General features: G+C 56.6%; 22 protein-coding genes. 13 read left to right on the top strand and 9 right to left on the bottom strand.

Annotated elements, in window-relative coordinates; translation table 11 throughout:
- The first annotated feature begins 51 nt into the window (after window positions 1–51).
- Window positions 52–852 carry an amino acid ABC transporter ATP-binding protein gene (locus AC1DLT_RS25240; RefSeq protein ID WP_477488554.1) on the top strand — a complete coding sequence of 267 codons (801 nt, stop codon included), beginning with the start codon at window positions 52–54 and terminating at the stop codon, window positions 850–852.
- 120 nt (window positions 853–972) lie between these two features.
- Here the strand turns inward: AC1DLT_RS25240 and AC1DLT_RS25235 are convergent, their stop codons facing one another.
- A complete protein-coding gene (locus AC1DLT_RS25235; RefSeq protein WP_477488553.1) occupies window positions 973–2,388 on the bottom strand; it encodes an aldehyde dehydrogenase family protein in 1,416 nt (471 codons plus the stop codon).
- Window positions 2,389–2,470: 82 nt separating this feature from the next.
- Window positions 2,471–2,929 (bottom strand): homoprotocatechuate degradation operon regulator HpaR, encoded by a 459-nt coding sequence (gene hpaR, locus AC1DLT_RS25230; protein ID WP_258718873.1) that lies wholly within the window; start codon window positions 2,927–2,929, stop codon window positions 2,471–2,473.
- Between the two features lie 120 nt (window positions 2,930–3,049).
- Here hpaR and AC1DLT_RS25225 point away from each other — a divergent pair, with 120 nt between their 5' ends.
- From AC1DLT_RS25225 to hpaI, 7 genes are all read left to right on the top strand, one after another.
- The gene (locus AC1DLT_RS25225; RefSeq protein WP_477488552.1) at window positions 3,050–3,439 is read left to right on the top strand and encodes a 5-carboxymethyl-2-hydroxymuconate isomerase; all 390 of its coding nucleotides are present in this window, start codon (window positions 3,050–3,052) and stop codon (window positions 3,437–3,439) included.
- A 56-nt stretch (window positions 3,440–3,495) separates the two neighbouring features.
- Window positions 3,496–5,013 carry a 5-carboxymethyl-2-hydroxymuconate semialdehyde dehydrogenase gene (gene hpaE / locus AC1DLT_RS25220; RefSeq protein ID WP_477488551.1) on the top strand — a complete coding sequence of 506 codons (1,518 nt, stop codon included), beginning with the start codon at window positions 3,496–3,498 and terminating at the stop codon, window positions 5,011–5,013.
- A gap of 99 nt (window positions 5,014–5,112) precedes the next feature.
- Complete coding sequence (hpaD, locus tag AC1DLT_RS25215; protein ID WP_247136724.1) at window positions 5,113–6,093, top strand: 3,4-dihydroxyphenylacetate 2,3-dioxygenase; 981 nt, start codon at window positions 5,113–5,115, stop codon at window positions 6,091–6,093.
- 82 nt (window positions 6,094–6,175) lie between these two features.
- The gene (gene gabD / locus AC1DLT_RS25210) at window positions 6,176–7,642 is read left to right on the top strand and encodes an NADP-dependent succinate-semialdehyde dehydrogenase (RefSeq protein ID WP_247034726.1); all 1,467 of its coding nucleotides are present in this window, start codon (window positions 6,176–6,178) and stop codon (window positions 7,640–7,642) included.
- Window positions 7,643–7,654: 12 nt separating this feature from the next.
- Window positions 7,655–8,524: a fumarylacetoacetate hydrolase family protein gene (locus tag AC1DLT_RS25205; RefSeq protein WP_247136722.1), complete on the top strand. Its 870-nt coding sequence runs from the start codon at window positions 7,655–7,657 to the stop codon at window positions 8,522–8,524.
- 1 nt (window position 8,525) lies between these two features.
- Entirely contained in the window at window positions 8,526–9,329 is an 804-nt protein-coding gene (hpaH, locus tag AC1DLT_RS25200; RefSeq protein WP_105404662.1) for a 2-oxo-hept-4-ene-1,7-dioate hydratase, read from the top strand.
- Window positions 9,330–9,338: 9 nt separating this feature from the next.
- Window positions 9,339–10,148, top strand: coding sequence for a 4-hydroxy-2-oxoheptanedioate aldolase (gene hpaI, locus AC1DLT_RS25195; protein WP_040124765.1), 810 nt, complete (start codon window positions 9,339–9,341; stop codon window positions 10,146–10,148).
- Between the two features lie 359 nt (window positions 10,149–10,507).
- On the opposite strand, the gene AC1DLT_RS25190 is transcribed toward hpaI, so the two are convergent.
- Window positions 10,508–10,996: an Lrp/AsnC family transcriptional regulator gene (locus AC1DLT_RS25190; protein WP_040124767.1), complete on the bottom strand. Its 489-nt coding sequence runs from the start codon at window positions 10,994–10,996 to the stop codon at window positions 10,508–10,510.
- Window positions 10,997–11,129: 133 nt separating this feature from the next.
- Here AC1DLT_RS25190 and AC1DLT_RS25185 point away from each other — a divergent pair, with 133 nt between their 5' ends.
- Window positions 11,130–12,317, top strand: coding sequence for an amino acid aminotransferase (locus tag AC1DLT_RS25185; protein ID WP_477488550.1), 1,188 nt, complete (start codon window positions 11,130–11,132; stop codon window positions 12,315–12,317).
- Between the two features lie 31 nt (window positions 12,318–12,348).
- Window positions 12,349–13,977: a thiamine pyrophosphate-dependent enzyme gene (locus AC1DLT_RS25180; RefSeq protein WP_477488549.1), complete on the top strand. Its 1,629-nt coding sequence runs from the start codon at window positions 12,349–12,351 to the stop codon at window positions 13,975–13,977.
- Window positions 13,978–14,755: 778 nt separating this feature from the next.
- Here the strand turns inward: AC1DLT_RS25180 and AC1DLT_RS25175 are convergent.
- The 6 genes from AC1DLT_RS25175 to AC1DLT_RS25150 form a co-directional block, all read right to left on the bottom strand.
- Window positions 14,756–16,327: a BCCT family transporter gene (locus AC1DLT_RS25175; protein WP_477488548.1), complete on the bottom strand. Its 1,572-nt coding sequence runs from the start codon at window positions 16,325–16,327 to the stop codon at window positions 14,756–14,758.
- A 604-nt stretch (window positions 16,328–16,931) separates the two neighbouring features.
- Window positions 16,932–17,378, bottom strand: a complete 447-nt coding sequence (locus tag AC1DLT_RS25170) for a MurR/RpiR family transcriptional regulator (RefSeq protein ID WP_436112944.1) — start codon at window positions 17,376–17,378, stop codon at window positions 16,932–16,934.
- Window positions 17,333–17,635 carry a hypothetical protein gene (locus tag AC1DLT_RS25165; RefSeq protein ID WP_477488547.1) on the bottom strand — a complete coding sequence of 101 codons (303 nt, stop codon included), beginning with the start codon at window positions 17,633–17,635 and terminating at the stop codon, window positions 17,333–17,335. The genes AC1DLT_RS25170 and AC1DLT_RS25165 overlap by 46 nt, the downstream gene beginning before the upstream one ends.
- Window positions 17,636–18,115: 480 nt before the next feature.
- Entirely contained in the window at window positions 18,116–18,865 is a 750-nt protein-coding gene (locus AC1DLT_RS25160; RefSeq protein ID WP_436112942.1) for an amino acid ABC transporter ATP-binding protein, read from the bottom strand.
- Window positions 18,866–19,001: 136 nt separating this feature from the next.
- Window positions 19,002–19,379: a Rid family detoxifying hydrolase gene (locus AC1DLT_RS25155; RefSeq protein WP_436112941.1), complete on the bottom strand. Its 378-nt coding sequence runs from the start codon at window positions 19,377–19,379 to the stop codon at window positions 19,002–19,004.
- Window positions 19,380–19,404: 25 nt separating this feature from the next.
- Window positions 19,405–20,187 carry a GntR family transcriptional regulator gene (locus AC1DLT_RS25150; RefSeq protein ID WP_436112940.1) on the bottom strand — a complete coding sequence of 261 codons (783 nt, stop codon included), beginning with the start codon at window positions 20,185–20,187 and terminating at the stop codon, window positions 19,405–19,407.
- A 128-nt stretch (window positions 20,188–20,315) separates the two neighbouring features.
- On the opposite strand from AC1DLT_RS25150, the gene AC1DLT_RS25145 reads away from it, so the two are divergent.
- From AC1DLT_RS25145 to AC1DLT_RS25135, 3 genes are all read left to right on the top strand, one after another.
- Window positions 20,316–21,104: an ABC transporter substrate-binding protein gene (locus AC1DLT_RS25145; RefSeq protein ID WP_477488546.1), complete on the top strand. Its 789-nt coding sequence runs from the start codon at window positions 20,316–20,318 to the stop codon at window positions 21,102–21,104.
- Between the two features lie 174 nt (window positions 21,105–21,278).
- Window positions 21,279–21,953: an amino acid ABC transporter permease gene (locus tag AC1DLT_RS25140; RefSeq protein WP_436112938.1), complete on the top strand. Its 675-nt coding sequence runs from the start codon at window positions 21,279–21,281 to the stop codon at window positions 21,951–21,953.
- 31 nt (window positions 21,954–21,984) lie between these two features.
- Entirely contained in the window at window positions 21,985–23,133 is a 1,149-nt protein-coding gene (locus tag AC1DLT_RS25135; protein WP_436112937.1) for an ABC transporter substrate-binding protein, read from the top strand.
- The last annotated feature ends 32 nt before the right edge of the window (window positions 23,134–23,165 follow it).

Raw genomic sequence — 23,165 nt, 5'->3', positions numbered from 1 at the left:
TTCGTGTCGGGGCGGCCGAGTGGCCGCCCCGCTTCTTCGAGGGAGCGGAACATGGAAAATTCAGAAGAAAGAAAAACAGTCATCTCACTGCGGAATGCTAGCAAGTGGTTCCCCAGTCGCGACCTTCCCAATGTGAGGGGGCTGAATTCGGTATCGCTTGACGTTCTTGAAGGCGATGTCGTCGTCTTGCTTGGACCAAGTGGCTCAGGCAAAAGCACACTTTTGAGGTGTTTGAACCTGCTCAATATTCCTGACGTGGGCCAACTACGGGTCGGCTCCGTAGAATGGGATGCCAAAGCCTATTTTTCGGCACGCTCAAGAGAGCGCCGTTACAGCCGTGATTTTCAGCGGCTTCGTCGCGAGACGGGCATGGTCTTTCAGCACTTCAATCTCTTCCCGCACATGACCGTTTTAGAGAACGTGATGTGTGGGTTGGTCCACAGCAAGGGCATGTCGAAAGACGAAGCGCGTGAGATCGCGCGCGAGGAGATCGTAAAAGTCGGTCTGGCCGACAGAGAAGGACATTACCCTGGGCAACTGTCGGGCGGTCAAAAGCAGCGGGTTGCCATTGCCCGCGCCATCGCCACCAAACCGCTGGCGATGTTGTTCGACGAACCCACGTCAGCCCTTGATCCTGAGCTGCGAGGAAGTGTTTTGGCGGTGATGCAAGATCTCGCCAAGGAAGGCATGACTATGGTCGTGGTCACGCACGAGATGGGTTTTGCGCGGGCAGTCGGCAACCACATCGTGTTTCTCGAAAGCGGTGAAATCATCGAGGAGGGACTTTCGAACGATTTCCTCGACAACCCAAAGACTGAACGTGCTCAACGGTTCCTATCTGAGATCGCTTGAAGTCTTAGGGCGCGCACGGTCACTCTGTCGGCAGAATTCGGAGGCTTCGATCCCGGAACAACATAAGAAAAGGGACGCCGGCGAACCCGGCGTCCCTTTCTTTTCTCGCGATCCAGGCTCTTACTGAAAAATGACCTGGATCGTCGTGTATTCCACCAGGCCCTCTTCAGCAAATTCTACGCCCAGACCGGAACCCTTCACGCCACCGAACGGCACGTTCGGCTGGATAGCTCCGTGCTTGTTGATCCATACGGATCCACATTCCAGCTGGCTTGCCACTTTCTTTGCTTTCGCAAGGTCTCTGCCCCAGACGGAACCACCAAGACCGTTCGGGTTGTCATTCGCGCGCCTGATGACTTCGTCGAGATCAGAATACTTGATGATCGGGAGAGCCGGCCCAAACTGTTCCTCGTCCACCAGACGATCGCCGTTATTAAGGTCCGCGACCAGCGTCACGGGATAGAAATTCCCAGGAGCGTTGTCGTCAGAATCCCCTCCAATGAGAATGCGCCCGCCACGCCGCTTCGCATCTTCCACCAGATCTTTGACCTTCTGGTACTGCATGCGGTTCTGGACCGGACCCAGGACACTATCTTCCGAAAGTCCATCACCGACTTTGACTGTCGCTGCAAAGCTTGTCAGCTCACGGCAAACGTCCTCGTAGATGTCCTCGTGAACATAAAGTCTCTTCAATGCCGCACAGGTTTGCCCGCCATTGATGAAAGCGCCCCAGAACAGTCCCTCGGCAATCTGGCGGGGATCGCAATCGGGCAGGACAATGCCGGCATCATTACCACCGAGTTCAAGAGTCAGGCGTTTCAATGTCGCCGCAGCGCCTGCCATGATTTTTTTGCCGGTCTCGGTCGAGCCCGTGAAAACGATCTTGGCAATACCAGGGTGGGAGGATATTGCGGCCCCGATGTCGTTTTCACCCGTCACACAATTCAACACACCTGTCGGCAGAACTGTGTTGAGCAGTTCGATCATCCGGATGGTGGACAGCGGGGTGAGCGGGGAGGGCTTGATCACAACAGTGTTCCCGGTTCGTATGGCCGGTACAATGTGCCAGATCGCAATCATCAACGGCCAGTTCCAGGGCGTAATTGATCCTACAACGCCCACCGGTTTGCGGTGCAGTTCCACCCGGCCCTGATTGTCATCCTGCAAAACCTTGACCGGCAGCTCCAGACCGGCAGTGTATCGCGCCCAAGCTTCGGCCCCTCCGAGCTCATACCGGGAGCCCATCCCATTCAGGGGTTTTCCCTGTTCCAGGGTGAGAAGCTGGGCCAGCTCCTCCGCATGATCGCGCAAGGTGTCAGCGATTGCGACACAGGCCTTCTGGCGCGTCGCGTCGTCAGCTTTGCTCCACTTTTCGTAAGCTGTTTGCGCCGCGGAAACCGCCTGGTCCAACTGGGCTACGGTTGCCTTTGGCGCTGCCCCCACGACTTGACCATCTGAGGGATTTAGCACGTCGAATGTTCCTTCAGTTGCGATCGACTGGCCGTCGATGACAAGCCTGTATTGCTGGTTCACCATGGGAAAACTCCTCCTATTTCCGTCGCTGAATTACTAAACATGTTAAGTAAATTAGCGAAAGAACGCAAGGGCGCAAACTCGACTAACGCGTCGTCGCCTTGTCCGTGACCTCGTTAAGCAATGCAACCAGGGCTTCGATCTTGTCGTGGCCAATGCGAAGCTCAAGCTCTTCATAAATTTTAAGACTTTCGGGCCGTACTTCTTCGAGGAGCTTAGCGCCTGCGTCATCAATCCGGACAAGCAGACGTCGGCCATCCGCAGCATCCTTCGTCGTCCTGATCAGCTTACGGTCCTCAAGCGCCTTGATCATCCTTGTCAGGCTGGGGGCAAGGAGAGCTGCACCTTGCGCCAATTCGGTGGCATCGATCTGCCCGCGTTCACTCAAGAGCCGCAGCACACGCCATTGCTGCTCCGTCACATTGTGCTGCGCAAGCATCGGTCGAAAATGGCCCATCACTGCTTCTCGCGCCTTCAACAGTGCGATTGGGAGTGCCTGGCGGGTGCTACGCAGAAGGCGAGGGTGATTTTTATCCTGATCCATATGAGGTGAATAAGTGAGAATTTACCGGCCCGTCAATATTCGATCAGGCCGAGATCACCCGACAGTGGGTTGACAAACACTCAATAATTGTTAACGTGTTAAGTATCTGAGGAGCGATAAATGCCACATTTCGTCATTGAAGGATCCGCGAACCTGAAACCGCGCGTCGATTTCAAATCGCTGTGTGAGGTCGTTCATAAAGCGATCCTCGACAGTGGGTTGTTCGAACGTGGCGCGGTTCGCGTCCGAGTTCTGCTTAGCGATGACTACGCGATCGCTGACCTCGACGAGCGCAATTCTTTCATCGACATGAGCTTTCGCATTGGCGCGGGCAGATCTGCCGAAGAAAAGAAGCGTGTTGGCAACGCGATCATGTCAGTCGTCAAGGCCGAGCTGCTGGACCTTTTCAGCGAGCCACATTTTGCTCTCTCCCTTGAGGTGCGCGAGATCGATCCAGCCCTGAGCTGGAAAGACAATGCGATCCATGCGCGCCTTCGGGCAGGAACTTAGAAAACACCATTGAACATTGGCTGAGCGAATGCTGCTGCATTCGAGATGGAGATCTCATGACGAATTTTGAAGACAACAAGAAAAAGGCCGAGGCCTATCTTGCCCGGTTTCGGACCGACGGCGTCCTCAATCACATTGCCGGAGAAGCTGTCCCTGCTTTAGATCGTGCAACGTTCAAGACAATCTCGCCCGTCGACTTGCAGCCTCTGGCGCAAGTCGCCCATGGCAAAGCGGCAGACGTCGATCGTGCTGCCAAAGCCGCATCCGAGGCATTTCCCGCCTGGGCGGCAATGCCTGGTGACGCTCGCAAGGCGCTCCTGCACAAAATCGCTGACGCGATCGTTGCCCGCGCCGAGGAGATCGCGTTCATTGAGTGCATGGACACCGGACAGTCGCTGAAATTCATGGCGAAGGCAGCGCTACGTGGCGCGGAGAATTTTCGGTTCTTCGCAGACCGAGCACCAGAAGCAAGAGACGGCAAATCGATCCGTATTCCTGGCCAGATTAACCTGACAACGCGGAACCCAATTGGACCGGTCGGTGTGATCACTCCATGGAACACGCCATTCATGCTGTCGACCTGGAAGATTGCACCGGCCTTGGCGGCCGGTTGCACGATCGTCCATAAGCCGGCTGAATTCTCGCCGCTTACAGCACGCCTGCTGGTCGAGATTGCCGAAAGCGCCGGCCTTCCCAAAGGTGTTTGGAACCTCGTCAATGGTTTGGGAGAGGACGCCGGTAAAGCGCTGACAGAACATCCATTGATCAAGGCGATCGGTTTTGTTGGCGAAAGCCGGACGGGCTCAATGATCATGAAGCAGGGTGCCGACACGCTCAAGCGCGTCCACTTCGAGCTCGGTGGCAAAAACCCGGTCATTGTTTTCGCTGACGCTGACCTGGAGCGAGCGGCGGATGCTGCCGTATTCATGATCTATTCGCTCAACGGCGAACGATGCACGTCCTCATCCCGATTGTTGGTCGAAGAAAGCATCTACGGCAAGTTCACGGAAATGGTTGCCGAGAGGGCAAAACGTATCAAGGTCGGCCACCCGCTCGATCCGCAGACGGTCGTCGGACCTCTGATTCACCCTGTCCACGAACGGAAGGTATTGGAATACGTCGAGATCGGCAAAGCCGAAGGCGCAACTGTCGCCGCTGGTGGCCACAAGGTCGAAGGACCAGGTGGCGGATGCTACGTCGCTCCAACACTCTTTACCGGTGCCAACAATGAAATGCGGATCGCCCAGGAAGAGATCTTTGGTCCGGTTCTGACCGCAATCCCGTTCAAAGACGAAGCGGATGCTTTGAAGATCGCCAACGATGTGCAGTACGGTTTGACCGGTTATCTTTGGACTTCCGACGTGACGCGGGCTTTCAGGCTGACCGACCAACTTGAGGCTGGCATGATCTGGGTCAATTCAGAGAATGTCCGCCACCTGCCGACCCCGTTCGGCGGCGTCAAGAATTCCGGTATCGGCCGCGACGGTGGAGACTGGTCGTTCGATTTCTACATGGAAACCAAGAACATCGCTTTCGCCACGACTGCCCATGCGATCCAGAAATTGGGCGGCTGACAGGATTTCGCGACACTCTGGCTGCGTCAACAAAAGACGCGGCCGCTTCGTAACAACAAAGCGCCGAACACGGGCTGTTTCGGCCCCGAGGAGGAAACCATGCCGCTCCCGCAATTCAATCTCTATCCAGCGTTCAACACGGTTCGGCTTAGCCATGTCGAATTCCTTGTTAAGAATCTTGCTGCCAGCCGTGCCTTCTATGTGGACATGCTCGGCCTTCAGGTAACAGACGAAGACTCTGATACTGTCTACCTGCGTGCCATGGAAGAACGCGGCCATCACTGCATGGTGCTCAAGAAGAGCGATACTTCGGCAATCAGCTACCTCGCCTTGAAGGTCTATTCCGAGGAAGATCTCGACAAAGCCAAGGTCTATTTCGATACAAAAAGTCACAAGACGGAATGGGTGGAGCGCCCTTTCCAGGGACGCACCCTGCGCACCCATGACAACTTCGGCATCCCGCTTGAATTTTACTTCAAAATGGATCGCCTGACGCCTATCCATCAAAAGTACGCGCTTTATCACGGGGTCAAACCACTCCGGATCGACCACTTCAACTGCTTCACGCCAGACGTTGACGCATCCGTGGCCTTTTACAACGACATTGGTTTCCGTGTTACGGAATACACTGAGGATGCAGAAAGCAAAAAACTGTTTGCCGCCTGGTTGCATCGCAAGGGTGGCGTCCACGACATGGCGTTCACAAACGGCGTCGGCCCGCGACTGCATCACACAGCATTCTGGGTTCCAACACCTTTGAACATCATCGATCTCCTCGATCTTATGTCAACCACTGGATACCTCGCAAACATCGAACGGGGTCCAGGCCGTCACGGCATCTCTAATGCATTTTTCCTCTACATCCTTGATCCGGACGGCCACCGCATCGAGATTTACTGCTCGGACTACCAGACTGTCGATCCCGATCTCGAGCCGATCAAATGGGACCTGAAGGATCCACAGCGTCAGACATTGTGGGGGGCACCTGCGCCGAGGTCTTGGTTCGAACACGGCAGTTTGTTCACCGACCTTCCAACCCAGGAGCCACTTCTAAAGGCTCAACCGATCATCGCGCCCTGATCTCGTTGCGAACACAGACGGCGAGGGACATTGGCAAGTCCCTGTGTCCCTTTTCTCTTAGCCCACACGGAGTGACCAAGCGATGCACCCGAAAGACCCAACGTTATTCCGCCAGGCCGCTTACATTGGTGGCGACTGGATCGAAGCAAACGATACGGATGCCATTGCGGTCACAAACCCCGCAACTGGTGAGAAGATCGGCTCCGTTCCCAAGCTGGGGGCGGCAGAAGCACGTGCGGCGATCGCGCATGCCGAAGAAACGCAGAAGGAATGGGCAGCGCGAACCGCGAAGGAGCGTAGCGTAATCCTGCGCAAGTGGTTTGAGTTGATAATGTCCAACCAGGATGACTTGGCGCACATTCTCACACTCGAACAGGGAAAGCCGCTCCTCGAAGCAAAGGGTGAGATCGCCTATGGGGCAAGTTTCATCGAGTGGTTCGCCGAAGAAGCCAGACGCATCAACGGCGACATTATATCCGGCCATCAGCGAGACAAACGCATTCTGGTGATGAAGCAGCCGATTGGCGTCGTCGCGGCCATCACGCCGTGGAATTTTCCGAACGCGATGATTACACGAAAAGCTGGCCCGGCGCTCGCAGCCGGATGTGCAATGGTATTGAAACCCGCTGCTCAGACGCCATTTTCCGCGATCGCTTTGGCGGTACTGGGGGAGCGGGCAGGATTGCCGGCAGGATTGTTCAGCGTGATTACCGGTTCATCTCGCGAAATCGGCGCCGAGATGACCTCAAATCCCATCGTACGTAAACTCACATTCACTGGGTCGACGGAAGTTGGTGCCGAACTTTACCGTCAGTCTGCTCCCACGATCAAAAAACTTGGTCTGGAGCTGGGCGGCAATGCGCCCTTCATCGTGTTCGATGATGCAGATCTCGACGCAGCCGTCGAAGGCGCCTTGATCGCGAAGTTCAGGAACAATGGTCAGACCTGCGTTTGCGCCAATCGCCTGTACGTCCAGGATACGGTCTATGACGCGTTCGCTGAAAAGCTGGCCAAAGCCGTTAGTAAGCTTCGGACCGGAAACGGGTTCGAGGAGGGCGTTGCGCTCGGACCCTTGATCGATGAAGCGGCTCTCAAGAAAGTCGAAGAGCACGTTCAGGATGCCGTATCGAAGGGCGCAATCGTCATTCAAGGCGGAAAAGCGCATGAACTTGGCGGCACCTTCTACGAAGCGACTGTTCTCACAGGCGTCACGCAAGACATGGCCGTGGCATCCGAAGAAACCTTCGGGCCTATCGCGCCGCTCTTTCGCTTCGAGAACGAGACTGATGTGGTTGAAAAGGCGAACGACACGGAATTCGGTCTCGCTTCCTATTTCTACGCGAAGGATCTGTCGCGGGTGTTTCGAGTTGCCGAGGCCCTCGAATATGGAATGGTTGGCGTGAATACCGGCCTGATATCCACTGCTGAAGCACCGTTCGGCGGCGTAAAGTCGTCCGGGCTAGGCCGTGAAGGCTCCAAATACGGCATCGATGACTACCTCGAGCTCAAATACGTATGCCTTGGTGGCATCACAACAAAAGAACAATAAAGGAAAGTCCGTATGCATCCCCGTTTTGCATCTTTTTCCAATTCCGGTCGCCAGGGTTACGGCCTAATCCGCGAAGATGGCGTGGTGGACCTGTCCGTCAGGTTCCGCCCGCGTTTTCCGACCCTGCGCGAAGTTATCGCCGCAGGTGCTTTGGACATGCTGGCCGAGAAAGGTCAATCGGCCCCCGTCGACTATCCCCTGGCTGCGGTTACATTGGACATTCCAATCCCGTCGCCGGAAAAGATCATCTGCGTCGGCGTCAATTTTCCGGACCGTAACGAGGAATACAAAGATGGGCAGACAGCGCCCACCAATCCGTCGCTGTTTATCCGCTTCCCGCGATCCTTCACGGGTCACGATCAGCCGCTGATCCGGCCACCGGAGAGCCCTCAACTCGATTATGAGGGGGAAATAGTTGTCGTCATCGGAAAAGAAGGCCGACGCATTCCAGAAAGCGAGGCTCTCTCACACATAGCGGCTCTGTCGCTCTGCAACGAAGGGACGCTGCGGGATTGGGTCCGGCACGCCAAGTTCAACGTTACCCAAGGCAAGAATTTCGATGCCTCGGGCTCGATTGGGCCATGGATAGTTCCTTATACTGACGAAAGTCAGCTAGCGGACATCAAGCTGGAGACGCGGGTCAATGGCGAGGTCCGCCAGAGTGATCGGACCAGTCGAATGATTTTCTCATTCCGGAAGATCATCAATTACGTCTCAACCTTTACGACACTCGTGCCAGGCGACGTGATCGTCTGCGGAACACCTACTGGCGCTGGAGCACGCTTCGATCCGCCAATTTGGTTGAAGCCGGGCGATATCGTTGAGGTCGAGGCCGACGGTATCGGTCTGTTGCGCAACACCATTGCCGACGAGAGGATCTGAGATGCTGTCCACCGCAGACATAGAAACAGCTGTTGCCGCGCTGGACGAAGCCGAACGGACTCGCGTTCAGACCGGGCTTTTGTCACTTCAGCATCCGGACATGGTGATGGATGATGCCTATGCGATCCAGTCTGCGTGGGTGAAAAAGAAAGTTTCCGACGGACGTCAGGTGGTGGGCTGGAAAATTGGTCTCACATCCAAGGCGATGCAATATGCCCTCAACATCAACATTCCAGACTCAGGGGTCTTGCTGGACGACATGGTCTTTGAGGACAGTTCGGTCGTTCCAAAAGACCGGTTTATTCAGCCGAGGATCGAAGCTGAAATCGCCTTCATCATGAAAGCGCCCCTAAAGGGGCCGAACGTGACCGTCGTCGATGTGCTCAATGCCACCGATTATGTCACTCCAGCCCTCGAAATTCTCGACACGCGGATTCTTCGGGTGGATCCCCAGACGAAGAAAAACCGTAACGTCCTCGATACGATCTCTGACAATGCTGCGAACGCCGGCATCGTAACGGGCGGCCGCGCTGTGCGCCCGGATCAACTGGATATGCGTTGGATGGGTGCCATAGTGTCTCGCAACGCGGAGGTCGAAGAGACTGGGCTTGGCGCGGGCGTCCTCAATCAACCTGCTCGTGGTGTTGCGTGGCTTGCCAATCGGCTGTCGCAATATGGAGACGGAATAGAAGCAGGGCAGGTCGTTCTTGCCGGGTCGTTCATTCGACCGATTGAGGCACGTCATGGAGACACGATCGTAGGCGATTTCGGGCCCTACGGAACTGTAAGCCTGTATTTCGAATAGGGGAAAACCATGCCAGCTCCAACCAACACCTTCAAAAGGGCGCTTCAGGAAAAGCGGCTTCAAACCGGATTTTGGCAAGCTCTGGCAAATCCTTACACGGTCGAAATATCAGCGGACGCCGGCTTCGACTGGCTCCTTCTCGATGCCGAACATGCGCCAAACGACATCCCGCTCCTGGTCGCCCAGTTACAGGCGATGAAAGGTTCAGCCAGTCACGCGGTTATCAGGCCGCCAATCGGCGAGACATACATCATAAAACAGCTGCTCGACATCGGCGCGCAAACACTCCTGATCCCGATGGTTGACAGCAAAGAGGTCGCCGAGAATTTGGTAAAGGCCGTGTCTTATCCCCCGCGCGGGGTCCGGGGCGTTGGTGCAGCGCTGGCTCGTGCCTCACGCTTCAACCGGATTCCGGACTACCTCCAGACGGCAAACGACGAAATCTGTCTCTTGCTTCAGATCGAAAGCCGCGCAGGTTTGGCCGCGCTAGATGAAATCGCATCGATCGACGGCGTCGATGGCGTGTTCATCGGCCCGGCTGATCTCGCAGCTGACATGGGCTATCTTGGTAAGCCGGGAGCCCCGGAAGTCCAAGAAGAAGTTGAGAAGGCTCTCTTGCGCATCCAGTCCCATGGAAAAGCTGCAGGAATCTTGACCGCCGATCTGTCGCTTGCCAGGCGCTACGTCGATCTCGGTGCAACATTCGTTGCCATTGGAAATGATGTCACTTTATTTGCGAACGCCACGACACGGCTGATTGAGGAATTCGGTCGTACCGCTTCCAGCCCCGGTACTGCGAGCTCAGGCAGCGTATACTGATGTCATATCTGGGAAAAACCAGGGCAGACCGTGTACGCGCCCGGCAAGACTGGTGGGTATGTTACTTTCTGGCGGTCCTCGGGTCGGTCACCCTTACGATATGCTCGCTCATCCTGGCCTATCGTCCGGATGCTTTATCCGTAGCGACCGCTCCCGCGGTCGTTGGGATGATTTTTGTAGCGAGTGCGTTCACCAAATTCGAGCTTGAAGCGTCGGTTTGGTGGAGAAGTCGCTATATTCGTCTGACAGCCTCAGTTGGAGGAATGGTCATAGCCTCAGGTTCCGTCATTGCAATCGTCGACCGAGCCGCGATATCGAAGGTAGCCGATAGCCTGCTTTTGGCGTTGTAGTTAATCCCGCTAGGTCTGAATAATCTGCAACGGGAGTTCGGTACTCTTCTTAAGGGTCCGTAGCACGATGCTGGAGGTGACCGACGCCAGTCCACCCGTCACCTTGATCATACGCTCCAAAAAGATGCTGAGGTGGTCAAGATCGCTGGCCACAATCTTCATCAGGAAATCCGCATCGCCCGTCTGGGAGTAGCATTCCAGGATCTCTGGCGCCGTTTCGATGAAGCGGTGCAGTTGAGCATTCCCTTCCTCTGTGTGGGACCGAAGGCTAACCAGCGTGTGCGCAACAACGGAAAAGCCGAGTTTTTCCGGGTTCAAAATCGCTACAACGTTCTGGATCAGACCCTCGCTTCTCAGCCGGTCAAGCCGCCGCGAGCATTGAGCTGCTGACAGATTGACGACTTGCGACAGTTCAGTCTGCGTCAGCTCAGCATTGCTTTGAATAGCCGCGAGAAGACGGATATCGAATTGATCTAGGGTATGTAATTTTGAGGTCATGTCAAAATATCTGCATAATTTGCGGAAAGTTGGTGATTTTCATGTAAGATAATATCTCTATATGCTGAAAATTGCAAACATGCCTCACTAAAGCGCCTGTAGGCTTACGCCACGTTCTTAGGAGGTAGACAACATGTTTGAGAAACTCACTGCGCAACCAGCCGACAGCCTACTTGCGCTCATCAAAGCGTTTCAGGCCGATCCCAGAGGCTACAAAGTCGACCTCGGCGTCGGCGTCTACAGAGACGAACAAGGGCGAACACCGGTCATGCGGGCCGTCAAGCTCGCTGAAAGGCAGCTGCTCGAGACCCAGGACAGCAAGCGCTATCTCGGGCCGGAAGGGGACCTGAATTTCGTCAATCTCCTGAAACCGATTATTTTCGGCGCAAATCATTATGCCGGCAAGGTTGTAGGCATTCAGACGCCAGGTGGAAGCGGCGCTCTGCGACTGGGCGCTGAACTTATCGCCTCAGCCACACCCGGTGCGAAGGTCTGGCTTGGCACACCCAGCTGGCCCAATCATGCTCCGATTTTCGAGTCGGCGCGCTTGACCGTCAAAGACTATCGTTTCGTCGACCTTGCCAAGCAGCAAATCGACTTCGATCGTGTTCTGGAGGCTCTCGACGCGGCCGAGACTGGTGATGTGATCCTGCTACACGGCTGCTGCCACAACCCAACTGGCATTGATTTTGATATCGGCCAGTGGGAGCAGATCGCTGCAAAGCTCGTCGAGCGCAAGCTCCTTCCCTTTATCGATCTTGCCTACCAAGGTCTGGGCAACGGCCTCGAAGCGGACGCGGAGCCAACCCGCCTTATCCTCGAGGCAGTAGACGAAGCGCTTGTTGCCTACTCGTGTGACAAGAATTTTGGTCTTTATCGCGAGCGTGTTGGTGCCCTTTACCTTGTGAGCCGCAATGCAGAGCAGCTCAAAATCGCCGATGGCAACATGGCGTCGTTGGCACGTGTCAACTGGTCGATGCCCCCGGACCACGGCGCTGCCATCGTACGCGTGATTCTGGAGAGCATGGAGCTTACCCAAATCTGGAAGCAGGAGCTGGTTGAAATGTGTGCTCGGGTCAATGGTAACCGCGCCGCCCTTGCAGCTGCCCATCCGGAACTGAGCTTTATCGCAAACCAGCGAGGGCTCTTCTCGAACCTGGCGATGTCGAAAGACACGGCAGTCGCATTGCGCCACAAACACGGGATCTACATGGCCGATTCCGGTCGCATGAATTTGGCGGGGATGCAGCCTTCTGATGCGGGCGTGATCGTCAAGGCTCTGTCGGCGGAAGGCACGCTGAGCGCCCGCTCGGCGGCCTGAGCATCCCCAAAAGCCAGGTTTGGACATCATCATGAAAAACAAAGAGACCACAGGGCAGGCCATCGCTCGTTCACTCGTCGAAAACGGTGTGGACACTGTCTTCGGCATCCCCGGCGCCCATATGTACGACTTCAACGATGCTCTCTATGAAAAGCGCGACGAGATCCGTTTTATCCATACCCGCCACGAGCAGGGTGCGGGCTACATGGCATACGGTTACGCGAAGTCCACTGGACGCATTGGCGCCTATACGGTTGTGCCTGGTCCAGGTGTGCTCAATTCCGGCGCCGCCCTCTGCACTGCCTATGGAGCGAATTCCCCTGTCTTGTGTTTGACGGGCAATATCATGTCGCACTTGATCGGTCAGGGTCGGGGCCAGCTCCACGAGCTGCCCGACCAGCTGGCGACCATGCGTGGGATCACGAAGGTCGCAGAGCGGATTGATCATCAGTCCCAGACCGGAACGGTCGTGGCCGAGGTGATCGGAAAAATGCTTTCCGGACGTCAGGGACCCGGAGCGGTCGAGGCGCCTTGGGATGTCTTTGGAATGACAGGCCCGGAGCTCGATCTTCCTGAAACCAGACGCGCCGCGGACCCCCAAGTCAATCCTGACAGTATTCAGGCTGCGGCTGCTATCCTGGCAAACGCCAAGAACCCTCTGATTATGGTGGGCGGCGGCGCTGTTGATGCGGGTGCGGAAGTTGCTGAATTGGCCAAAGCGCTTAAAGCGCCGGTTACGTCCCATCGATCGGGAAAGGGCGTCGTAAGCGACGAGCATCCCAACTATCTGAATTTTGTCGCCGCGTTCGATTACTGGAAAGATACCGATGTGCTCATCGGTATCGGGAGCCGTCTTGAACTCGAATTCATGCGGTGGAAGTGGCTTCCCAAGGGACTCAAGGTTATTCGGATCGATATCGATCCAACGGAAATGGTCCGGTTGAAGCCGGACGTTGGAATTGTCGCGGACGCAAAGGCCGGCACTGCAGCTTTGACCAAAGCAGTGGGAACACCAGGCAGAGCGTCGCGTACTGATGAGTTCGCGGCCCTGAATCGCAACGCGAAAGAGCGGTTCTCGGCCGTTCAGCCTCAGGTCGATTATTTGAATGCGATCCGGGAGGCACTGCCGCGCGATGGTTTCTTCGTCGAAGAGGTCAGTCAAATGGGCTTCACCGCCCGGTTTGCCTTCCCCGTCTACGGCCCCCGACAGTATGTGACTTGCGGCTATCAAGACAACCTCGGGTTCGGCTTCAATACCGCCCTCGGTGTCAAGGTCGGCAATCCGGATAAGGCAGTCGTTTCAGTGTCGGGCGATGGTGGTTTCATGTTCGGTGTGCAGGAGCTGGCTACAGCCGTGCAGCATAATATCGCGGTCGTCGCAATCGTGTTCAACAACAATGCCTACGGAAACGTATTGCGCGATCAGAAGCAAGTCTATTCCGGCCGGTACATTGGCTCAGACCTCACCAATCCTGATTTCGTAAAACTCGGCGAGAGTTTTGGCGTGAAAACATATCGCGTGTCGTCCCCAGGTGAACTGAAATCGGCTGTCAGCGAGGCTCTGGAACTGAACGCTCCCGTTCTCATTGAAGTGCCAATCGAGAAGGGATCCGAAGCAAGCCCCTGGCCCTTCATCCATCCCGCACCGCCTACTGCATAAGAAGTCATCCAACTGGATTTCAAAATGACAGACATCTATCCGGGGCCTGTCTTTGAGATGGCGACGACCCGGTTTGGCGCGGCCAAATGTAGTTCTCTGCGTTCCATTGGCGTTACGCCTCAAAGCCGTTTTTCCAACAGGTTAAGCCAACATGTGAGGTGCTGCCGAGCCGGCTCCCTTCAGGGCGGCCGGAGCGCGGATGCGAAAGGGCTCTTCCATGCGGTTCGCTGACGCGCAAACGCATCGAGGCCGCTGGCGAACGCAAAAGTAACCGAAGGCGGCAGGGCGCAGCCCTACGAAGCGCGGCTCTTGGCTGTCGACGGTCGGAACCTTGCAGCATTCCCGGAAGAGCAGACGCAGATGATTTATCATCTGTAACGCCTGGTTAAGTATAAGCCGTCCTGAGATCTCGCCGGTGGAACGGCGGCGACCGTGCATCGTTTGGCCCCGGTAGGACGGAGGCGCATATTGGACATGTTGTGTTTTTGGGCAACTGCAGCGCTGCAGCTTCGGTTCTTTTCTAATCCGCATTCATTTCCATGCCGGGCGACGCGATGAGTTGCGAGCCGCCTGGAATGCCTCGGCTATTTCCCCCCCGAGATGGGAGCACGAAAATACAGCGTGAAAGGAGAAACGCTGCACATGCTCTATTTTTTGACCAGAAGATCCGCCTGCGCCAACCCTTTCCCCGCACCTGTCGCCGAGGCTTCCTGCCAATCGCACCTGAAACTCAGTTTAGGGTGCGATTGGTTAGTTGCTTGGGTGGCAACGCGGTGACCTACTGAGCCGCGAGTGCTTCGCCTAAGGGCGGGCCTTCGGGCAGGGGTGGGGCCAGTTTGCTGCGCCCTTCGAGGTCGTCCAACAGCGCGATCCATAGGGAGATGCACAACCCGACCATAACGACGAGGAAGGGTGCTGCCGCGATGATCGACGCGGTCTGCAGGCCTTGCAAACCTCCCATCACCAGCAACACGCAGGCCGACGCGCCGGCAAGGACGCCCCAGAGGACGACGACGCCGCGTGCGGGCTCAAGTGTGCCGTGAGACGACAGCATGCCCATCACAATCGAGGCGGCATCCGCTCCCGAGATGAAGAAGATCGCAACAAGGAATATCGCGAGGAACGAAGTGACCGCGGTTCCCGGATATTGTTCGAGTAGCGCAAACAGTGAGATGGCGGCACCCTGATTGTTGACCGCCTCGACAAGACCACCAGCCCCCATCAATTCCGAATGCAGCGCCGTACCACCCATGATGGTGAACCAAAGGAAGGTTACGCCGCTCGGAATGAGCAGAACGCCAATGACAAATTCGCGGATGGTGCGCCCTTTTGAGATGCGCGCGATAAAGACGCCGACGAAAGGCGCCCAGGACACCCACCAGGCCCAGTAGAAGATCGTCCAACTCCCCAGCCACTTGCCGTCGCTGAAGGCGGCGGTGCGGAACGACATTGTGACGAGATCGGCCAGGTAGTCGCCGAGCGCTTCGGTGAAGGTGTTGAGGATGAAGATGGTCGGTCCAACGATAGCCAGGAACGCCAGCAACGCGGCGGCTACCACCATATTCATATTGCTCAGGAATTGTACGCCCCTGCCCACCCCGGACACTGCCGACAGGATAAACAGCATCGACAGCACCGCGATGATCGCAAGGGCAATGCCTGTCCCTTCACCAGTTCCCCAGAGGAAATTCAGACCGCTGTTGATCTGCTGTGCACCAAGTCCAAGCGACGTCGCCGTGCCGAACAGTGTGGCGATGACGGCGAGAATATCAATCGTTTTACCGATCGGTCCATTCACCGCCTTGCCCAGCAGGGGGGTAAACGCGCTTGAAATCAGGATGGGCAAGCCCTTGCGGTAGGTAAAGTAGGCGATCGCCAGACCGACAATCGCATAGATGGCCCAAGGGTGCAGGGCCCAGTGAAAATAGGAATATTTCATCGCGAGCAGAGCGGCTTCCTTGGATTGCGCGACCGCCAGCCCGTGAGGCGGGGCGCCAAAATGGAAAACCGGCTCGGCAACGCCCCAGAACATCAGGCCGATGCCCATGCCGACACTGAACATCATGCATACCCACGAAACCGTCCGGAATTCCGGAAGCTCGTCATCCGCCCCAAGCCTGATCTTGCCAAAACGGCTGATCGCCAGGAAGCCGGCAAAGACCAGGAACAACGCCGTCGAGACAACAAAGCCCCATCCGAAACCGTTGATGATCGCCGAAAGCGTGGCTTGTGTGACCGAGGCGAGGCTATCCGGGGCCAATGCTCCCCATGAGATGAACCCGGCCGTTATTGCTAGGGCCGGCCAGAATACCGCCGGATCTATGCTTCGCAGTCTGTCTGTAGTCGACATGCTTTATCCCTCCAGATTTATGTAGTGACGTTCCCTTGAATTTTCCGGATACTGCGACGGGGCCGACTTCTTGAGAGAGGCCAGGTCGTGGGCTGATAATGCTGTTGAGGTAGCGACGCCGGACGCGCCTTTGTGTTTGTGCGGATCTACGGCCGCTTTCCTTAGGTGATTAACAGATCACTCGCTTGCACTCGGGTCAGTTGCGACCATGAGCTTGTCCAAAACCGAATTCTCGTAGGCAAATTTCCTGGCTTTAAAACAGCAATTTCGTCCCCTGACGATCGAGCGATCGACAATGTTGTGACCCGCCATCCCGGCGCTGAGATTTCTGACGCGGTTGGCGCAATCAAGGAGCGAGAGATTGGCTACAGCTGGAGGCCGCTCTATCGAGCTATCGGAGGACGGATCAAGCCCTCGAGACGCTGTCCCAGAGCCGTTGGTGTGGAACTTTCTTTCATCCCTCTGGTGTTGCCTTTGCACGAGAACATGTTGTTGCGTGACCAAAGGGCAGGCACTCTCACTCACCGCGCGTCCGGAGTTTTTATGTGCGCGGTTGCTTTTTTTGCCCTCGACCTAAGTTCAAACGATAATTTATCCCGCTGATTCAAAAGGGTGAACTCGATGGCGTCTCGACGGCCGTCGGTCTCGCCGAGACGCTCGTCAGGTGCGGGCTGACCACATCCAAGTCCGGCGTCTGGGCATCGCCGACGCGTCTGCACGTGCTCGAAAAATTTTCCTGACCGAAGCCCGCCTTTGCCGGCCCACCGGCCGATACTGGTCTGGGGGGCGATACGTCGTCGAGCAGTTTCACCAGTCGGTCGATCTTTTCGAACCGGGCAAGGCTTGCCTCGCCCATCGCCGTCGATACGCTCCAGGCGAGATAATTGATGATGGTGACGGCGGCGACGAGGGAATTGAAGGGTGAGGGCGACCGGCAGCGGCATCGCAGCACATGGTTGGTGGCCTTGGCGCTTGCCGCGGCGCTGAGATCGGTAATCAGCGCCGTTATCGCTCCTGCGGCACGCGCCTCCTTGATGATCGTCGGCAGCAATCTGGGGCGCCGACGATTGCCTGGCTTACCTCGCTCAGCGTGGCTTCGGACAGGCTTTCGGCGGTGGTTCGAATATTGTCGAGGTCCATCTGGACCGTGCTGCTCAGCGAGACTTTGCCTGACGGCGCGCGATCGGGGTCTTCCAGACCTGCCCGGGGCGATCCCCCGTGCTGGTCGGCCCGGATCTGCCGCTTGGCATCGGGATAGGTCGCATAGCCCAGCAAGCGGATCAGCCGTGCCGCCGTCGCTTTCGACACCTGCGCCTTTTCTGCAAGCTCGCCCGCCGTATAGCTCTAGCTCGGCAGGTCTATCTGGTATTGCAGCAGGATGTCGGCAAGCCGCTTTTCAGCCGGCGAGAGCATGGAATAAATCGCGTAGACGCGTGCCTCCAGTAGCGTGTCTGCTGCTGGGTCGTCGGTTTGGGTGGTGGACTCACGGGGTAGCCTTCGTCTGCATGCGATTGAAGCGGACGTTAGGCCCGCCCTGATCTCTTGTACGCGTGTGGACGGTCAAATCCATCAGGACCGTCGTTAGATCAACCGCCTCAAGATGCTGAGGCGATCAATGTACGGCGGCCCAGAACTGATGAGGGCGAGAACGCTGGTGCTAAAGCACCGAAATTGAGGATGAACCCGGTTAAATCCAAGACGACATAAGCGGTTTCCAATTCAGATAGATTGGAAAGGATGTGGCGACGGATGTCCTACGCGCAGCCGGCGGCACGTCCCGGCCTTCTGCTAATGCAGAATCTGGCTCAGGAAGAGCCTCGTGCGCTCGTGCTGCGGGTTGTCGAAGAATTCCGCCGGCGAGTTCTGTTCGACGATCTGGCCCTGGTCCATGAAGATCACCCGGTGGGCGACCTGGCGGGCAAAGCCCATTTCATGGGTGACGCACAGCATGGTCATGCCTTCTTCCGCAAGGCTCACCATCGTATCCAGCACTTCCTTGACCATTTCCGGGTCGAGCGCCGAGGTCGGCTCGTCGAACAGCATGATCTTCGGTTTCATGCAGAGCGAGCGGGCGATCGCCACGCGCTGCTGCTGGCCGCCCGAAAGCTGGCCCGGATATTTATGGGCCTGTTCCGGGATTTTGACGCGGGCGAGATAATGCATGGCGATCTCTTCCGCCTGCTTCTTCGGCATCTTGCGGACCCAGATCGGCGCGAGCGTGCAGTTTTCCAGGATCGTCAGGTGCGGGAAGAGGTTGAAGTGCTGGAACACCATGCCGACTTCTCGGCGCACTTCGTCGATTTTCTTCAGGTCGTTGGTAAGCTCGATGCCGTCGACGATGATGTTGCCGGCCTGGTGTTCCTCAAGGCGATTGATGCAGCGGATCATCGTCGATTTGCCGGAGCCGGACGGGCCGGCGATGACGATGCGTTCGCCCTTCATCACCTTCAGATTGATGTCGCGCAGCACGTGGAAATCGCCGTACCACTTGTTCATGCCGATGATTTCGACGGCAACGTCGGTAGCCGAGACGGTCATTTTTTTGGGTTGGGCGTCATGCGGGTAGTCTAAAATTGGTCCGGTTCCCAAAATCACGTTCTCTCCTTGCGAAAGGGCTTGTACAGGGTTTTCGCGGCGAGACCGCTGCCAGAAGAACTGGCGGCGACTCAAGACGTCAGCGCGCGATGATCGCTTCGATTTCGACCTGCGCACCCTTGGGAAGGGCCGACACCTGGTAACAAGCGCGAGCGGGTTTGTGGGTTTTGAAGATCTTGGCATATTCCGCGTTCAGCTCGTCAAACCGCTTCAGGTCGGTAACGAGGATGGTCGTCTTGACGGTTCTCTGAATCGAGCTTCCAGCCGCGTCAGCTATCGCCGAGATGTTGGCGAGGCACTGAGCAAGCTGCTCGATCGGATCATCCGAGTTAAAGGCGCCAGACTTTGGATCGAACGGAAGCTGGCCCGAAACGAATATAAAGTCACCTTGAACGATGGCCTGCGAATAAGGTCCGACCGCCTGCGGCGCGTTGTCGGTGCTAATGACTTCCATCAAAGCTCTCCTATTGTTGCTAGTTTAGTTAATCGAGAATGAGCTGGCACCGGTCGCATCGAAGGACCGTGTGGCCGTATTCATAGGGATCGCCATCTGAGCCGTATGAGGTGCGCGTCACGGAAATCAACGGCGCTCCGGAAAATGTATCGAAGCGGATAGCGTGCCGGGCATCTGCTGTTATTGCGCTCACGCGAATATCGGTTCGCGCCACCAACCTGTTCAGCCGCTGGGAGATACGCTTCGAGATCGACGGCGCAATCATGTCGTCGCCGGAGAGGAGCTTCTCGTTGTCTGCAGCCAGATAGACCTGCTCGCCTCCGACGGGTTCGCCATTCAGGTTGAACACCCGCAGAAAGAAGAACACCTTTGAGCCGGACGCGACCTTCAGCGCTGTCTGGACATCGCCCCTTGCCGTATAGAAACCCGTCCGGGGCGCCTGGATCTCGAAGCCTCGCATGTCGAGTAGATCCGCGCGGGTAACGTCGATCAACCCTCGGCGAACCTGCTCCAGGGTCGGGTTTACAAACGTTCCCCGAGGTACTGCCTTGTGAATGAGGTTCTCCTGCTCCAGGATCTTCAGCGCCTGTCTTACCGTGGCTCTACTCACGGCAAACCGCCGACACAGTTCCTCCTCGGTCGGCAACTGATCGCCGGGGCCGAGTTCTCCAAGCCAGATCTGATCGCGGAGGATGGCTTCGACCTGGCGGTATCTTGGCAACACGTCGCTTCTCAACGGAGTGACGTCCGGTTGGACCGCAGCCTGCTTTTGTTTAGTCATTTCCGAGCCTTGCTTGAAATCGGCACTCACCGCTTGACCTATTGTATGATTATGCGTACAAAAAGACAATGACGGTCACAAAAAACAATAAGTCCGTCAGTGGAACGCTAACGACGCTAGTCGGCGACATTTGGCCGTAGCATACTGGGAGTTTTCTTATGGTCACTAGACGTTTTCTCATGCTGTCGGCATCGGCGATGAGCCTCCTTCTCACGCCTCTTGCCGCGCATTCCCAGACTGTTTTGAACGTAGGCGCCTATCCGGCCAACCCCCCCTTCGAATACAAGAATGCCGATGGGAGCTTCGAGGGATTCGAAATCGACCTCATCACGGATATCGCCAAGCGTGTCGGGGCAAAGCTGGAAATTTCGGACTACGGCTTCCAGGCATTGTTTGCTGCGACCACCTCGAAGCGCATCGACGTAGCGGTTTCGTCCATCACCATCACCAGTGAGCGTTTGAAATCGCAGTCTTTCACTCAGCCTTATTATGATCCGACAACCGATATCGCGGCCAGAAAAGACAGCCCCATCAAAACCGACGCGGACCTCAAGGGTAAAACCATCGGGGTGATCTCCGGCACTGTCGGGGAGAAGTGGGCCAATGCCAATAGATCCCAATACGGGATTACAGACATAAGGTCATATAACGCCAAGCAGGATATGCTGCTCGATCTGATCGCCGGCCGGGTTGATGCCGTGGTGAATGACAGCATGCGTTTCGGACTGGCAAAAAATCCCGACCTCGAAGTGAAGTACAGCATGAAGTCGGCGGATCGGCTGGGAATGATGATGACGAAGGATCATCCGATGCTGGGACCTATCAACGATGCCATTGGAGCAATCAAGAAGGACGGCACCATGGCGGCGCTTTACAGGAAGTGGTTCAACCAGGACCCGTCCCCGGACTCGACGACCGTGAACGTGGTGCCGCTTCCCACACCCTGACGCCTTTGCAGGGCATCACCTAGCAAACCTTTCCGGCCTCGCATCTCTCGAGTTGGTATCGAGAGCGGTGCGAGGCCAGTCAGATGATTTTCCGGCTGCCGCGCTATCGAACCTTGCGGGACTTTGGGGTGTCTGTTCCACCCCTTGCGTCGCTACCTGATCTGAGGAGCCGTTGTGGGCCTGTTTGAAACCTTCTTCAGTCCTGAAGTTCTCGCGGCAAGCCTTCCGGCCCTCATGCGCGGCTTCATCAATACCTTGCTACTGGGCATACTCAGCATTCTTATCGGCATTCCACTTGGCCTGGTGATCAGTCTGCTGCGTCTTTACGCGCCGATCCCGTTGCGTCTGCTCGCGATCGGATTCATCGACATCTTTCGATCCATACCTGCGCTGGTTGTCCTTATCCTGATCTATTACGCCCTGCCGTTTGTGGGGATAAGGTTGACGTCGTGGTCTTCCGCCATTCTCGCGTTTTCGTTCGTGTTCGGAGCCTATTCTGCAGAAGTGTTCCGCTCCGGCATCGAAAGTGTCCCGAAAGGTCAATTCGAAGCTGCCTCCGCTCTCGGCCTTCCGTTCCTTCTGACGTTGCGCAAGGTGGTGCTGCCGCAAGCGATCAGGATCGTCATTCCGCCCATCACAAGCAACTGCGTTTCAATGTTCAAGGAAACCGCTTTGGCGTCAACCGTCGCCTTGCCGGAATTGTTGAAAGCGGCAACCGACGCGCAAGCCTTCTATGCGAACCCGTCGCCGCTGATCGGCGCCGCGATCGTCTACCTTCTGTTTCTCTGGCCAATGGTCCGCCTCGTCGCGCTTCTTGAGCGCCGCTTCAAGGCCGAGAGAGTTCATTAGAAGCACGCTTATCCACACCGAGGAGAATCAGGTGTCTGCTTACAGCCAAACCCGCTCAAACGAGATGATGTCATCACAACCGGCTTTGGACATGCCCGCCAAAGGTATCACCGATGACATGATCCTGATGGGAATGGAAGACGTTACCAACACCTTCTCCCTTGACGAGGAAAACCGGGGCTTCCGCATGGCGTTCGATGAGCGCAACGAACTCGGACCTGTTCATGGCCGCAGGATTGTCTGGAAAGGATACACGCGATCGGGCGGCGGAGATGCCGAAGCGGCGGTTGCGAACGCGAAGAAGCTAGTCCTTCTCGACAATGTATTTGCACTCGTCAATTTCGGCGGCCCGGAGGCGATGTCAATCGCCGACCTCGCGGAGACCCACCGCGTACCATTTCTCTTTCCCCATACGACCCTGTTCGCCAGCCAAGACAGCCGCTACGTCTTCACCTCGCTTCCTCACTACATCGGCGAACTACGGAAAATCAGTGAATATGCCGGAAAAGAACGTGGTTTCAAACGTATAGCGTTGATACGCGATCAAAACGAGTACGGCGACCTGTATCAGGAGTTCATGGAGCACCATGGCCCGGAGTTCGGTTATTCTCTCAGCGGGACCGCCACCGTAAAAACCCGTGATCCTTCCGATCTGACGCAGGAATTCGAGTCGGTTGCGCATGACGCGGATGCGGTGTTCATGGCGCTGTATCCGGTCCAGGCGAAGGCTGCCATGGTCGCGAAAGCAAAATCCGGTTGGTCGGGCCATATGATTGCCTCCGGTCCGCTGGCCGACGAGCAATATCTCGGCGGTGGCGGTGCCTCGGCGGAAGGCACCATCGGTCTCTGCCATTTTCCCGACCCCGAGTTTAGCGAAGAGCCTGGCATGCGGGACTACCGGGCGGTACTCGCCAGGCATCATCCGGGTGGTCAGCCGAACCGATATACGTTGTACGGATATGTATACGGCAAGCTGATTTTGGATGCGCTCGAGCGGGCGGGGCGGTACCTTACCCGCGAAACTTTCATAGCGGCGATGGAAGCCACAACGCACTGGCAATCGGGCGGCATCATTCCTCCGGTTTCGCTGTCGAAAAGCGACCATCACGCGCAACGCGCCGGCCTGGTCTCTGAGATCAGAAACGGCCGTTTCGTGCCCCTAAGCGGCTGGGTCGAATAGCATCCATTGGAAGCACGACGCGTTCTCCAGGA

This window comes from Neorhizobium sp. 05N33 (assembly GCF_056397445.1).
This window is presented reverse-complemented; position numbering and strand designations above follow the sequence as displayed.

What these genes read in the sequence shown, in the direction of transcription:
- AC1DLT_RS25240 (WP_477488554.1), top strand. Translation starts at nt 52, where the DNA reads ATGGAAAATTCAGAAGAAAGAAAAACAGTCATCTCACTGCGGAATGCT.
- AC1DLT_RS25235 (WP_477488553.1), bottom strand. Translation starts at nt 2,388, where the DNA reads ATGGTGAACCAGCAATACAGGCTTGTCATCGACGGCCAGTCGATCGCA.
- hpaR (WP_258718873.1), bottom strand. Translation starts at nt 2,929, where the DNA reads ATGGATCAGGATAAAAATCACCCTCGCCTTCTGCGTAGCACCCGCCAG.
- AC1DLT_RS25225 (WP_477488552.1), top strand. Translation starts at nt 3,050, where the DNA reads ATGCCACATTTCGTCATTGAAGGATCCGCGAACCTGAAACCGCGCGTC.
- hpaE (WP_477488551.1), top strand. Translation starts at nt 3,496, where the DNA reads ATGACGAATTTTGAAGACAACAAGAAAAAGGCCGAGGCCTATCTTGCC.
- hpaD (WP_247136724.1), top strand. Translation starts at nt 5,113, where the DNA reads ATGCCGCTCCCGCAATTCAATCTCTATCCAGCGTTCAACACGGTTCGG.
- gabD (WP_247034726.1), top strand. Translation starts at nt 6,176, where the DNA reads ATGCACCCGAAAGACCCAACGTTATTCCGCCAGGCCGCTTACATTGGT.
- AC1DLT_RS25205 (WP_247136722.1), top strand. Translation starts at nt 7,655, where the DNA reads ATGCATCCCCGTTTTGCATCTTTTTCCAATTCCGGTCGCCAGGGTTAC.
- hpaH (WP_105404662.1), top strand. Translation starts at nt 8,526, where the DNA reads ATGCTGTCCACCGCAGACATAGAAACAGCTGTTGCCGCGCTGGACGAA.
- hpaI (WP_040124765.1), top strand. Translation starts at nt 9,339, where the DNA reads ATGCCAGCTCCAACCAACACCTTCAAAAGGGCGCTTCAGGAAAAGCGG.
- AC1DLT_RS25190 (WP_040124767.1), bottom strand. Translation starts at nt 10,996, where the DNA reads ATGACCTCAAAATTACATACCCTAGATCAATTCGATATCCGTCTTCTC.
- AC1DLT_RS25185 (WP_477488550.1), top strand. Translation starts at nt 11,130, where the DNA reads ATGTTTGAGAAACTCACTGCGCAACCAGCCGACAGCCTACTTGCGCTC.
- AC1DLT_RS25180 (WP_477488549.1), top strand. Translation starts at nt 12,349, where the DNA reads ATGAAAAACAAAGAGACCACAGGGCAGGCCATCGCTCGTTCACTCGTC.
- AC1DLT_RS25175 (WP_477488548.1), bottom strand. Translation starts at nt 16,327, where the DNA reads ATGTCGACTACAGACAGACTGCGAAGCATAGATCCGGCGGTATTCTGG.
- AC1DLT_RS25160 (WP_436112942.1), bottom strand. Translation starts at nt 18,865, where the DNA reads ATGACCGTCTCGGCTACCGACGTTGCCGTCGAAATCATCGGCATGAAC.
- AC1DLT_RS25145 (WP_477488546.1), top strand. Translation starts at nt 20,316, where the DNA reads ATGGTCACTAGACGTTTTCTCATGCTGTCGGCATCGGCGATGAGCCTC.